The sequence below is a fragment of the Shewanella sp. JNE2 genome (assembly GCF_023159115.1).
Taxonomy (GTDB): domain Bacteria; phylum Pseudomonadota; class Gammaproteobacteria; order Enterobacterales; family Shewanellaceae; genus Shewanella; species Shewanella putrefaciens.
In genome coordinates this window covers 4,131,233-4,144,791 of the sequence record NZ_CP096169.1, presented here as the reverse complement: position 1 = coordinate 4,144,791, position 13,559 = coordinate 4,131,233, and the positions used below count along the sequence as shown (strand labels likewise).

Genomic DNA, 13,559 nt, shown 5'->3' with positions numbered 1-13,559 from the left:
GGAGGCGGTAATGCATTGGTTATGGCTTTTATGTTTTGCACTGTTGTCGGGTTGTATGTCACATATTCCAGATCAGGAAACCAAACCTGGAACCAAAGAGTGGGCTCCACCAGAAATTGACTACAGCTTGCCAGATGCAAAAGATGGCAGTCTTTATCGTCCCGGCTACATGTTGACGCTATTTAAGGATAAACGTGCTTTCCGTGAGGGCGATATTTTAACTGTTGCGTTAGATGAAAAAACTTATTCGAGTAAAAAAGCGGATACCAAAACGAATAAAGAACAAGATATTGGCATGGGACTTAAGGGAAATATCGGCGAAAAAACCGCCGATGCGGATGGTAAAACCTCCTTTTCTCGAGGGTTTAATGGCGCAGGTTCCAGTACACAGCAAAACCAATTATCAGGTTCGATTACCGTTACCGTCTCTAAGGTGTTGCCTAATGGCACCTTGTTGATCCGTGGTGAAAAATGGCTGCGATTAAATCAAGGCGATGAATATTTACGCCTGCTTGGCATCATACGTACCGATGATATTGGCAATAACAACACCATATCATCGCAGCGTATTGCCGATGCCAGAATTATTTATGGTGGTCAAGGCGCTATTGCCGACAGTAATGCTATGGGGTGGGCTTCTCGCTACTTTAATAGCCCATGGTTCCCGCTTTAACCAAGGATTTTTGTAATGCTACGTTGTTTATTATTGCTACTTTTGGTTAGTGGAACATTACAGGCTCAAGAGCAAAGTCAAAGTCGCTATTTGATGGATATTGTTGATGTACAAGGGCTACGTGATAACCAACTGGTAGGCTACGGTTTAGTTGTTGGCTTAAGTGGCACGGGTGATCGCTCTCAAGTCAAATTTACCAGTCAATCTGTTGTTAATATGCTTAAACAATTTGGCGTACAAATTGATGATAAAACCGATCCTAAATTAAAGAACGTTGCCGCTGTTGCTGTGCATGCCACTATTACCTCCCTAGCGAGCCCTGGTCAGTCCTTGGATGTGACCGTTTCATCCCTTGGTGATGCGAAGAGCCTCCAAGGGGGGACTTTATTAATGACGCCACTACGTGCTGTCGATGGCGAAATTTATGCGGTGGCACAGGGGAACCTCGTTGTCGGTGGTATTTCTGCCGCGGGTCGTAATGGGTCATCTGTGACTGTCAATGTCCCAACGGTTGGCACCATTCCCAATGGCGCCTTACTTGAGGCGCCCATCAAAAGTAACTTTAGTGATAATGAAGACATTATTTTAAATCTGAAAGATCCCAATTTTAAAACGGCTCGAAATATTGAGCGCGCAGTGAATGAACTCTTTGGTCCCGATGTGGCGCGTGCACAAGATCATGCCAAGGTATTGATACATGCACCTAAATCGAATCGAGAGCGTGTGACATTTATGTCCATGCTTGAAGAACTTAAGATTGACCAAGGCCGACGTTCACCCCGGATCGTGTTTAACAGTCGTACTGGTACTGTGGTGATGGGGGGCGATGTAGTTGCAAGAAAAGCCGCCGTAAGCCATGGCAATTTAACAGTGACGATTGTCGAGCGCCAAAATGTCAGCCAACCTAATGGCGCTTATCTTGGCAATGCAGCGGGAGAAACCGTCGTCACTAACGATAGCCAAGTGCTGGTTGAGCAAGGAAATAAACGGATGTTTGTGTGGCCAGAGGGCACGTCAATCGAGGAGATTGTGAGAGCTGTTAATAGTTTAGGTGCTACTCCAATGGATTTGATGGCTATCCTGGAAGCCTTATCCGAAGCGGGTTCCTTAGAAGCTGATTTGGTGGTGATCTAATGAAAGTTGAAAATCCAAACGGTTACTTAAGTAAGCTCAATGCCGATGAGCTGATAAAGGCTAATGGTGAGCAGGGCGCGCTAAAGATGGTTAGCCAGCAATTTGAAGCCCAGTTCCTGCAAACAGTGCTTAAACAGATGCGTTCCGCCACCGACGCTATGGCCGATGAAGATAATCCTTTAACGACCAAAAGTAATAATGGCCTTTATCAAGACTTACATGATGCGGAGTTGGCAAATCGCTTGAGCCAAGTCAATGGTATGGGATTAGCTGAAGTGATGACTAAGCAGCTATCACGTTCATTTCAGTCCGAGAAAGATCCGGTCGCCTTTGATCCTCAACAGATGACAACTACAGCAATGCAGCCTGCGCTTATAATGCGGCCCATTGTGAAGGATTTTAAATGAGCATGTTGAATATTGGTAAGTCTGGCTTACTGGCAAGTATGGCGGCATTGAATGCGACGTCAAATAACGTCGCTAATGCTATGGTTGCAGGTTATTCACGTCAGCAAGTCATGCTAAGTTCAGTTGGTGGTGGCGCATATGGCTCTGGCGCGGGTGTGTTTGTGGATGGTGTTCGGCGGATCTCAGATCAGTACGAGGTCGCCCAATTGTGGCAAACCACGAGTGCCGTTGGCTTTTCTAAAGTGCAAAGCAGCTATTTGCGTCAGGCTGAACAAGTATTTGGTGCAGATGGAAATAATATTTCAAAAGGTCTTGACCAATTATTTGCAGCATTAAACTCCTCTATGGAGCAGCCTAATTTAATCGCTTACCGACAAAGTGTGCTCAATGAGGCTAAGGCCGTCGCTCAAAGAGTGAATGCGATTAACGATAATATTGACTCGCAGCGTAATCAGATCAATGGGCAACTGGGGACATCGGTCAAAGAGATAAACGCACAACTTGCGATTATTGCTAATTTCAATCGAGATATTCAGGCTGCCAGTGTGACAGGTACAATTCCACCTGCACTGCAGGATGGCCGCGATGCGGCCATTGATGACTTAGCCGCTATTATCGATATTCGTGTCGTTGAAGATAGCCAAGGTATGCTCAATATCTCGCTGGCCCGAGGTGAGCCGTTATTGACTGGAAATACCGCGGCTAAACTGACCAGCGCACCTGATCCTGCTAACCCTAAAAATAATCTAGTATCGATTCAATTTGGGGCGAGCCAGTTTAACGTCGATCAGACTGCGGGCGGCAGTTTAGGGGCATTACTTAACTATCGTGATACTCAACTTGCTGACTCTCAAGCCTATATTGATGAATTAGCGGTGATGTTGGCAACCGAGTTCAATTCAATTCTCGCTTCTGGTACTGATTTAAATGGTGCAACACCATCACAGGATCTCTTTACGTATCAAGCCAATAATCCTGGTGGGAGTTTATCGCTAACTGCTGGTTTTACACCTGATAAACTTGCCTTTGGTCAGGATGGCACCCAAGGAGATAACACAAACTTGAAAGCCTTAGTGCAGTTGGCCAATAAGGAACTGAGTTTTACTAGCCTTGGTAGTAGTACCAGCTTAGCGGAATCCTTTTCCAGCAAAGTCGGCCAATTGGGTTCTGCTTCTCGCCAGGCTATTTCATTTGCCAAAACCAGTGTGGATTTGCAAAAAGATGCACAAGTCCAGTGGGCGAGTACCAGCGGTGTTAATCCCGATGAAGAAGGGATTAATCTGATCATTTATCAGCAGTCTTATATGGCCAATGCCAAGGTGATTTCCACTGCGGATCAGCTGTTTCAAACTATGCTAAGTAGCTTTTAAGGACATTATCCATGCGTGTAACAATGCAAAATCTCTACACTAATAATTTAAACAGTTTGCAGAACACAACGTATGATGTCGCACGTTTGAATCAAATGCTCTCTAAAGGCGTTTCGATATTAGCGCCTTCTGACGATCCTATCGGCGTTGTTAGGGTAATGGATAACCAGCGCGATTTAGCGTTAGTGCAGCAATACATTAAAAATATCGACTCGTTAAGTACCAGTATGAGCCGCTCTGAAACCTATTTATCCAGTATGGTTGAGACGCAGCAACGGATGAAAGAGATCAGTATTGCCACCAATAGCTCAAACCTTTCGGTAGAAGATAGAGCTTCCTATGCTTCAGAAATGGAAGAACTCTTAAAAGGCTTAGTGGATAATATTAATGCTACAGATGAGTCAGGTAATTATCTGTTTTCAGGTAATGTGATTGATAAAATCCCCGTTGTTAAAGATGCTACTGGTCGATATGTGTATCAAGGTGATGCCAATCAGAGAACAGTGCAAACCTCAAATTCTTCATGGACAACGGCTAATGTCACCGCTGAGCAGTTATTATTTTCTAATGCAGGGCAAGATATTCTAAACCAAACAATGGATTATATTAGTGTGTTGAAGGATCCGAGTTTGTCGCCAAGCGATCCCGCCTTTAGCGCCGCCGCTAATGGAATACAAACCGCCTTAAGTGAAACCTTAGATAGCATAGGCGCGGCTATTACAGATTTTGGTGGCAAGCAGAATAATCTCGCGTTAGTGAAAAGCTCCCATGAAGAGATGGTGTTATTTAGCAAGCAAGTGATCGGTGAAACGCAGGAGCTTGATTATGCTGCCGCTACCGCGGAGTTTAATGTGAAGCTAACCGCATTAAAAATCACTCAACAAACGTTTGTGCAGATTAGTCAATTGTCCCTTTTCAATCATATGTAGGTAATGAGTTAAATGATCAAAGGGATCGGTGAGTCGCTTACTCAATTACACCAAAGTCAGACTGTAACGTCTCAATATGTTGCACCAATATCGGCTTCACCGCGCAGCATCCCTAAGGCGCGGCCTATCCCTAAACATAGGTTAGAAGCCTATGGGCGCTGGGCTAAAGTGACTCAAGAGCAGCATAATATTAGTGCTTCGCAAGTTGTATTACAGAGCTTAATCTTAGCTAAGCAGTTAATGGGACAGCTTAATAAGCAGTTACAAACCTGCCTGTTTAATAAGAATACGATTATTGAGGATACCTTAAACAGAGCTGAAGAAGTGAGGCGTCAACTTATTGAAATAAAACCTCACTACCAAGGCAAGCGTTTACTCGATCATCATCTCAATTTGATTTCAGTATCCCAGCCTGCCGCTTTGCATCTTTTTAAGTTTAGGCGGGTGGATCTCACCTCGCCTAAGAACCGCGATGAACGCATAACGCTATTTACTGAAAAGCAAACATTGCATTTGCTTTTACCAGCAAATAAAAATCGCCTAGCGCTACAAGAGATAATAGGGCCCGTATTAGCTTCGATCGGGATTGGTATTGATCGTTCATCCCCCCATGACACTGTATTTATGGTGCAGGATGACACTTGGACAAAGCTTTGCGGTGGGATTTTAATGGTCGGTGAGGGCCAAAGACTCCCTGCTGGTGAGCCAAGAAATATTCCACTTGAAGAGATATTTAGTTGGCAAGATCCCCGTGAATGGCATTTTGATAATACTGAAAAGTTAAAAATCACCTTAGCTAAAATCGCTAAGGTTGAGAAAAAAGTGACATTACAAATAGAGGAAATTAACGCTTCCCATCGCTTATTACTCGCAAAGGTTAAGCAATTGACCGCATCCAGTCAGCCTAAGGTTGAACTCCAGCATTTGCATAAATTTATGCAACCCTATCCTTTTTCCTATCAAGTGACATCTTTAATGGCGCAGGGAAATACCAACCGTGAGCAGGTTAGTGCACTGTTAATCTAGTTTTTGAACCTCACCTAATTTAGATCATAAAAATAACCGATAGCGTTTTAGTGATGCGTTATTTATGTCGCTTTAATGAGTTATGCCTGGATTCAGGCCTAATCAAAACAATCGTTATTTTCTGGAGAACTACTATGTTAGGTGTTCATACTAATTACGCTTCAATCGTTGCGCAGGGTGCTGTTAACAAAAGCAATAACCTACTGACTAACGCGATGGAGCGTTTGTCGACGGGTTTACGTATCAACAGTGCATCAGATGATGCAGCGGGTCTGCAAATTGCTAACCGTATGAGTGCAAACGTGAAAGGTATGGAAACTGCCTCACGTAATATTTCTGATGCGACCTCTATGCTGCAAACTGCTGATGGCGCGTTAGAAGAATTAACTATTATTGCCAACCGTCAGAAAGAATTGGCGACCCAAGCGGCGAACGGTGTGAACTCTGATGCTGATAGGTTAGCACTTGATGCTGAATTCCAAGAGTTGATTAAAGAGTCGGCTCGTATCATGACTAATACAACTTATGCAGGTAATGATTTATTTACTAAGTTGGAGGGGGGAGTCCAGTTTCAAATTGGTGCAGGCACTACAGAAACGTTAACTGTAACCAGTGCTAAGCCTACTGCAGTTGCTGGCGATTTAAAAGATACGGCTAAATCAACTCAAGCAATAACCGATGTTGATGCGTATATTAAGGCAGTAGGTACTGCCCGTTCTACCTTAGGTGCAAACATTAACCGTTTAGGTCATACCTCAGCTAACTTAGCTAGCGTGACTGAAAATACTAAAGCCGCTGCTGGCCGTATTATGGATGCCGATTTCGCGGTTGAATCTGCCAATATGACCCGCAACCAATTATTAGTTCAAGCAGGTACAACGGTACTATCTTCAGCTAACCAAAATACGGGTTTAGTCATGGGGTTACTACGCTAATTCCAGTTAAGTCAGTCAGTTTCGTTTTAATGCCAGTGAGTTTAGCTTGCTGGCATTTTTTATGGCGTTTTGAGCATGCAATTTCAGTCTGATTTTTACAGTGTTCATGTACTCTATTTTTAAATCGGTTTTAGTTAAGCGCTTGTGCGGTCGCTTTAGTTAGTTATCCCTGAACTCAGGTCTAACCCAAATGCTCGTTATTTTCTGGAGAACTACATATGCTAGGCGTTCATACTAATTACGCTTCAATTGTTGCACAAGGTGCTGTTAACAAAAGTAATAACCTATTGACTAACGCCATGGAGCGTTTATCGACGGGTTTACGTATCAATAGCGCATCTGATGATGCTGCGGGTTTGCAAATTGCTAACCGTATGAGTGCTAACGTGAAAGGTATGGAAACGGCTTCACGTAATATCTCCGATGCGACCTCTATGCTGCAAACTGCTGATGGTGCGTTAGAAGAGTTGACGACCATTGCTAACCGCCAAAAAGAATTGGCCACTCAAGCGGCGAACGGTGTGAACTCGACAGCTGATTTGAAAGCATTGGATGATGAGTTTCAGGCGTTGATTAAAGAGTCAACTCGTATCATGGGCAAGACTACCTATGCGGGTAATGATTTATTCGCCACATTAAGTACTGGTACTGGTGTTAAATTCCAAATTGGTGCTGGTACTACTGAAACCTTAGATGTTTTAATTGCAAAACCAGCGGATGTTGGTGGTGATCTAACTTCAGCGGCGAATGCGACAGCGGCAATAACAGCCGTTGATACATATATTAAAGAAGTGGGCACGGCCCGCTCTACCTTAGGTGCTAACATTAACCGCCTTGGACATACTGCAGCTAACCTTGCCAGTGTGACTGAAAATACTAAAGCCGCCGCAGGCCGTATTATGGATGCCGATTTTGCGGTTGAATCTGCCAATATGACGCGTAATCAGTTATTAGTTCAAGCAGGTACAACTGTACTGTCTTCAGCTAATCAAAATACGGGTTTAGTCATGGGGTTACTGCGCTAATTCGAGTAAAGCCAGTCAGTTTAGTTTTAATGCCAGTGAGCTTAGCTTGCTGGCATTTTTTATGGCGTTTAGTGTATTTCATCTAACCCTAATTTTTGATTGTAAATGCAGGTGTTTTTGAACATAGGTTTTAGTTATTTGTTTTTACTGTCGCCTTAAATAGTTATGCCTGAACTCAGGCCTAACCAAAACAATCGTTATTTTCTGGAGAACTACATATGTTAGGTGTTCATACTAATTACGCTTCAATCGTTGCGCAGGGTGCTGTTAACAAAAGCAATAACCTACTGACTAATGCCATGGAGCGTTTGTCGACGGGTTTACGTATCAATAGCGCAGCTGATGATGCTGCGGGTTTGCAAATTGCAAACCGCATGAGCGCTAACGTGAAGGGTATGGAAACAGCGTCACGTAATATTTCCGATGCGACCTCTATGCTACAAACCGCTGATGGTGCGTTAGAAGAATTAACGACCATTGCCAATCGCCAGAAAGAATTGGCTACTCAAGCCTCTAATGGTGTTAACTCAACTGATGATTTGAAAGCATTGAATGATGAGTTTAAAGAGTTGAACTCAGAAATCACCCGTATTATTGACAATACAACGTATGCGGGTAATAAACTATTTGAAGCTACAGATGGTGTGCTAGTAAAGGGTACTGGAGTTAAATTCCAAATTGGTGCTGGGACATCAGAAACAATGGATGTTAAATTAGCCGCAATTGATAAAACTGTTACCGGTGATTTAACTACTGGCGCAAATACCGCTATTGGTGCTGTAGATACTTTCTTATCTAAAGTTGGTACTGCCCGTTCAACCTTAGGTGCCAACATTAACCGTCTTGGCCATACTGCGGCTAACCTTGCCAGCGTAACTGAAAATACCAAAGCCGCTGCCGGCCGCATTATGGATGCCGATTTCGCAGTTGAATCTGCCAATATGACACGTAATCAATTATTAGTTCAGGCGGGCACAACAGTACTGTCTTCAGCTAACCAGAATACGGGTTTAGTAATGGGCCTACTGCGCTAATTACAGTTAAGCCAGTCCGTTTTCGTTTTAATGCCAGTGAGCTTAGCTTACTGGCATTTTTTTATGGTGTTTGGTGCATGCCATTTAAGTCTGTTTTTATAGAGGTGATCCCATCTATTTTTAAATAAGTTTTAGTTTTGCGCTGTTGTTGTCGCCTTAGTTAGTTATGCAGCTATACCGAGATTCTGGCATAGCCAAGATAACTGTTTTTCTAGGAGAGCTTATATGTTAGGTGTTCACACTAATTACGCTTCAATCGTTGCACAGGGCGCTGTAAACAAAAGCAATAACCTACTGACTAACGCGATGGAGCGTTTATCAACAGGTTTACGTATCAACAGTGCATCAGATGATGCAGCGGGTTTGCAAATTGCTAACCGTATGAATGCAAACGTGAAAGGCATGGAAACTGCCTCACGCAATATTTCAGATGCGACCTCTATGCTGCAAACTGCTGATGGTGCGTTAGAAGAGTTAACGACTATTGCCAATCGTCAAAAAGAATTGGCGACTCAAGCCTCTAACGGTGTTAACTCTGCTGCTGATTTAACTGCACTAAATGATGAGTTTCAAGAGCTAAATGATGAGATCGAGCGTATTGCTACCAAAACGACTTATGCAGGTAATGACCTTTTTACCAAGCTTACAGATGTAACTTTCCAGATAGGTGCAGGTAAAGATGAAGTTCTGAACGTTAAACTTACAGCGCTTACGGCAGATATTACTGCTCTTAAAGCTGGCGATTTAGAAGGCGCCGCCAATGATGCAATTAAGTTAGTGGATGATTTTATTTCTGCAGTTGGCACTAAACGTTCAACTTTAGGTGCCAATATTAACCGTCTTGGCCATACAGCAGCTAACTTAGCTAGCGTCACTGAAAACACCAAAGCGGCTGCTGGCCGTATTATGGATGCTGATTTTGCGGTTGAATCTGCCAATATGACGCGTAACCAACTGCTGGTTCAAGCAGGTACTACAGTACTGTCTTCTGCTAACCAAAATACTGGCTTAGTGATGGGTCTACTGCGTTAATCTAGCTCAATCTACGTTAGCCTTATTTTACTTGGCTTAACCTAAGGTTGCAGATTTAGCGTTAATGCCAGTGAGCTAAGCTGACTGGCATTTTTATTATTTAAGCCATCCAAATATGCCAATGCAATGGTGTCGCAATCGCTGTTTCAGATTCAGTAGTGGAAGTAGGCTTTCCGTTTGACACTGAGCTACGGAAGTGAGTTGTTATTTTTAGCGATCAAATCTATTTAATCTGCTTAAAAAACAAAGCGTTTACCTTGGCATGTGTTTTGCTTTTCAATTTGTTGGAGGTAGTTATGATTTCAGGTATGAATGCGGCACAATTTGCTCAACAACTGATAGGTGCAGATCGCGCCAGTAAAGATACGCTTTACAAAGGCAAACTAACAGCAAGCAAAACACAGTTAGATGCCTATACGCTGCTCGAAAATAATATGAAGAAAATGGCCACCAAGCTAAGTGAACTGGGTGGCGATGCGGCGAAAAGTAAAATTGCCACTGTGACGGGCGAAAATGCGACAGCGACAGTTAAATCCGATGCGCCAAAGGGTAACTATGACCTGAGTGTACATAAACTTGCACAAGCCCATCAGTTGACTAAAGCCTATTCCTCAGAAAACGAGTTGTTACCAACATCGGGCGTGATCAGTATTCAAGTCGGTAGCGATCCGACTAAGCGTATGGAAATTGATTTAGCAACGGTTAATGGCGGTGCGGCTATTTCTGTGTCCCAGTTACGGGATCTGATCAATAAACAAGCGGGTAATCCTGGTGTGCAAGCGTCACTGGTGCGCACGGGTAATCAAATCGAGTTTATGCTGTCTTCAAAGGAATCGGGCGTCGCGAATCAAATGAAGGTCGAGTTTAATGGCGCAGACTGGGGCATGACAGAACGTCGCGTGGCACAAGATGCTGAACTCACATTAAATGGTATCAATATTACCAGTAGCAGTAACTACTTAGAAAATGTGGTTGATGGCGTTAGCCTCGAATTAGTTAAGGTACATGCGGCTGGTGAAAGCAGCATGATTAAAGTTACAGACGATTTTGAAGCGAATAAGAAAGCGGTTAAGGATTTTGTCGATTCATTTAACTCCTTAATGACGCAAATTAATCAATTAACCCGTTCTATGGGGGTTAAAACTTCTGATTCAGGTACTTCCGATAAAGATAAGGAAGATAAAACCACCGCAGTAAGTGAAGCACAAATTGGTGTGTTGAAAGGGGATACCTCTATCCGCTTACTCCAGTCTCGATTACGTGATTCGGTTTTTGCAACGGCTGCTAATGGGATGCGTTTGTCTGATATCGGGATCGAGATAGGTCGTGATGGAAAACTGAAAATTGACGATGCTAAGCTGACCGATAGTTTTAAAAGTGATCCTGAAAAAGTACAAGCCATGTTTACGGGCCCAGACAGCTATGTCAAAAGTATCGAAAAGACCCTAAAACCTTTTACCCAGTTTAATGGCTATATCGATCAAAAGCAGGAAGCACTAAATAAACAGATCAAAAGCGTGAATGACAGCATGGCGCGCCATGATTATCAAATGAATCAAAAATACCAAATTTATTTGGCTCAGTTTACGGCGATGGAATCTACCATTAACCAATTTAATTCTGCTAGTCAGTTGTTTTCATAGGAAGTTGTTATAAATGTTAAATGAGTACGATCCATTTAATGCCTACAAGCAAACCGCTTTAGATGCACAAGTTGCTGCTGCAACGCCCCATGATATGGTGCGTATGTTGCTTGATGGGTTATTGGAAGAGCTAGAGCGTGCTGCAGGCCATATGGAATATCAACGGTTTGAAGCTAAAGGCATGAGTATTCATAAATGCCTCAATATCGTTCATGGATTGGACTCAATGCTCGATCTTGAGAACGGTGGTGAGGTTGCTATCAGCCTACACCGCCTCTATGACTTTTGTAGCCGTCAGCTTGTCAGTGCCAGTGTTGAAAACAGTGCTGAAGCCTTGGTTCCTATTACTCAGGTGATTACGAATGTCAGAGAAGGGTGGACAAATCTCAATTAAGCAGTGGGCGCGTTTTGGGCATGCTTTACGTCAATATGCCGATGCTCAGGATTGGACTAACGTCCAAAAAGTGAATATCGCTTTGATTAAAGCACTGCAACAAGCGGGTGAGGCCCGTGATACCGAGCAGAAGTTAGCCCGTGAGGCGCTAAAACGTGTACATGCCCAAGTACTACAGGAGCTGATTTTGGCGCGTGATGAATTAGCCGTTGAGATGAGCCGTTTTAGGGAACAACAATCGGGCTTAGCCGCCTATCAATTAACGCAAGTGAGTGGAGCTTTAGATGATCTCTGATCTTCTTTCAACTCGTCATATGGGAACAAATCCTAATGTGACGACTAAAGTGACAAGTGCAGTGGATCAAGATAAAGCGGAATCCTTTACGTTGTTGGCATTACCAGTAGAACCCTCTGCTGAATCTATGCCACAGGAGCGTTCGTTGGATATCACCACTGAACAATCGAAAGAAAGTGGTTATAACCCCTTTTTGAATCAACATATTAATAATTTAGTTGAATCAGCACCTTTTACTGGTGTGGATGCTGTTACTCAGGGGGCAATGTTCAATAGCGAGGCTGAGATTAACTCAACGTCTATTCGCCTCGATGATGTTGCATTCGCGCCTCTGAACAGTCTTACCACTCCAACGGTTGTTGCTCCGCTTGTTCCTGTAACTTTGCCGATTGAAGCATCTAAAACGGAATCTGTAGGTCAAACCTCCGCATCTTTAGTTGGGCTATCAGTTGCCTCACAAAGAGGCGCGCTATTTAGCAGTGGTATGGCGTCATCTATGGCGCTTGTCGGAAGCGCTTCTCAACCTGCCAGTATGAGTACCGAGATTTCCCCAATAAGTAGTGCATTGGCAAAGGATGCAATGACGACTCCTTTCTCAGACTCTAGTCGTTTTGACCATTTGAAGGCCGATACCTCTGTGTTCCAACGTGTGTTGGCAGAACTCAGGGGCCATGAAGCGAAAGATATTAATGCCATTGGTACTCTGCCGATTGTGAGTACACAGGCTGCAAGTGCAACACAATGGGGGCCAGTATCGTTAACACCGACAGCTTCATTGGCGCAGCAAGCACAGGAGATCCTGACTCCCCTAAGAGAACATCTTCGGTTCCAAGTTGACCAACACATTAAAAAAGCGGAGTTAAGGTTAGATCCGCCAGAGCTTGGAAAGATTGACCTTAATATTCGCTTAGAAGGCGATCGTTTACAGGTGCATATGCATGCGGTCAATCCCGCCATTCGTGATGCCTTACTCAATGGATTAGAGCGCCTAAGAATGGATTTAGCCATGGATCATGGTGGTCAAATTGATGTGGATGTTGGCCAAGGTGGATCTCAACAACAGCAGCAGGAAACTGCATTATTTGCTTCATCGATAGCACCTGAAACCGCAATGGAAAATGGCGCCGATGTGATGACCAGAGAGAAATCTCAATTAGATTTATTGGCTTAATGCCGGAGTTGTTTAATGGCAATTGTAAAATCGCGTGTAATAAAAATTACCCTAGCATTTTTTGTACTCATTAGCTGGACTGCTGGGGCGTTATGGATTGGGATAAATGGTGCCGATTGGAAGTTAACAGAGCTTTTTACCTCTGAACCTGAAGTCGAACCTGTGTCTGTGGCAAAGTTTTACCCATTAGAAAAGTTTGTGATATCGATACCAGGGGATAAATATCCCCATTACATGCTGCTTGAAATGTCATTGAAAAGTTACAATCCCGATATGAAAACAGTGTTAGTTGAGGCCGATCCCCTCATTCGTAACGCCATGATGAAAATGTTTTCACGTAAAACATTTGAGCAGTTAAATCATTTGGATCAGCTCGATGGTTTGCAGGCTGAAGCCCTTATTTTGATGGTGAAAGTGCTATCTGATAACAAATTGCCATCAGATATTGATGAAGTACTTTTTACCCGTATGGTGATCCAGTAAGGGGCCGA

15 protein-coding genes are annotated in these 13,559 nt (G+C 43.5%); all 15 read left to right on the top strand.

The annotated features are described in order from the left end of the window. The first annotated feature begins 10 nt into the window (after positions 1-10). The 15 genes from flgH to fliL all read left to right on the top strand — a co-directional run bounded on the left by flgH (position 11) and on the right by fliL (position 13,551). A complete protein-coding gene (flgH, locus tag MZ182_RS18430; protein ID WP_011787865.1) occupies positions 11-673 on the top strand; it encodes a flagellar basal body L-ring protein FlgH in 663 nt (220 codons plus the stop codon). 15 nt (positions 674-688) lie between these two features. Then, on the top strand, positions 689-1,807 hold the full coding sequence (locus tag MZ182_RS18425; protein WP_011787866.1) for a flagellar basal body P-ring protein FlgI: 1,119 nt from the start codon (positions 689-691) through the stop codon (positions 1,805-1,807). Beyond that, entirely contained in the window at positions 1,807-2,214 is a 408-nt protein-coding gene (locus tag MZ182_RS18420) for a rod-binding protein (protein ID WP_248068764.1), read from the top strand. Before MZ182_RS18425 ends, MZ182_RS18420 begins: the two co-directional genes overlap by 1 nt. Then, positions 2,211-3,584: a flagellar hook-associated protein FlgK gene (gene flgK / locus MZ182_RS18415; RefSeq protein ID WP_248068752.1), complete on the top strand. Its 1,374-nt coding sequence runs from the start codon at positions 2,211-2,213 to the stop codon at positions 3,582-3,584. Before MZ182_RS18420 ends, flgK begins: the two co-directional genes overlap by 4 nt. Positions 3,585-3,595: 11 nt before the next feature. Continuing rightward, entirely contained in the window at positions 3,596-4,513 is a 918-nt protein-coding gene (gene flgL, locus MZ182_RS18410) for a flagellar hook-associated protein FlgL (protein WP_011787869.1), read from the top strand. Between the two features lie 12 nt (positions 4,514-4,525). Next, complete coding sequence (locus MZ182_RS18405; RefSeq protein WP_248068749.1) at positions 4,526-5,539, top strand: hypothetical protein; 1,014 nt, start codon at positions 4,526-4,528, stop codon at positions 5,537-5,539. Positions 5,540-5,673: 134 nt separating this feature from the next. Further along, positions 5,674-6,474 carry a flagellin gene (locus tag MZ182_RS18400; RefSeq protein WP_248068746.1) on the top strand — a complete coding sequence of 267 codons (801 nt, stop codon included), beginning with the start codon at positions 5,674-5,676 and terminating at the stop codon, positions 6,472-6,474. Positions 6,475-6,692: 218 nt separating this feature from the next. Further along, positions 6,693-7,499, top strand: a complete 807-nt coding sequence (locus MZ182_RS18395; RefSeq protein WP_248068743.1) for a flagellin — start codon at positions 6,693-6,695, stop codon at positions 7,497-7,499. 218 nt (positions 7,500-7,717) lie between these two features. Beyond that, complete coding sequence (locus tag MZ182_RS18390) at positions 7,718-8,533, top strand: flagellin (RefSeq protein WP_248068740.1); 816 nt, start codon at positions 7,718-7,720, stop codon at positions 8,531-8,533. Positions 8,534-8,758: 225 nt separating this feature from the next. Beyond that, positions 8,759-9,565, top strand: coding sequence for a flagellin (locus MZ182_RS18385; RefSeq protein ID WP_248068738.1), 807 nt, complete (start codon positions 8,759-8,761; stop codon positions 9,563-9,565). Between the two features lie 296 nt (positions 9,566-9,861). Continuing rightward, positions 9,862-11,208, top strand: coding sequence for a flagellar filament capping protein FliD (gene fliD, locus MZ182_RS18380; protein ID WP_248068735.1), 1,347 nt, complete (start codon positions 9,862-9,864; stop codon positions 11,206-11,208). Between the two features lie 13 nt (positions 11,209-11,221). Continuing rightward, positions 11,222-11,602: a flagellar export chaperone FliS gene (fliS, locus tag MZ182_RS18375; protein ID WP_011787874.1), complete on the top strand. Its 381-nt coding sequence runs from the start codon at positions 11,222-11,224 to the stop codon at positions 11,600-11,602. Beyond that, complete coding sequence (locus MZ182_RS18370; RefSeq protein WP_011787875.1) at positions 11,571-11,897, top strand: hypothetical protein; 327 nt, start codon at positions 11,571-11,573, stop codon at positions 11,895-11,897. Before fliS ends, MZ182_RS18370 begins: the two co-directional genes overlap by 32 nt. Next, complete coding sequence (locus tag MZ182_RS18365) at positions 11,887-13,068, top strand: flagellar hook-length control protein FliK (protein WP_248068719.1); 1,182 nt, start codon at positions 11,887-11,889, stop codon at positions 13,066-13,068. The genes MZ182_RS18370 and MZ182_RS18365 overlap by 11 nt, the downstream gene beginning before the upstream one ends. 15 nt (positions 13,069-13,083) lie before the next feature. Further along, complete coding sequence (gene fliL / locus MZ182_RS18360; protein ID WP_248068716.1) at positions 13,084-13,551, top strand: flagellar basal body-associated protein FliL; 468 nt, start codon at positions 13,084-13,086, stop codon at positions 13,549-13,551. Positions 13,552-13,559 lie beyond the last annotated feature (8 nt).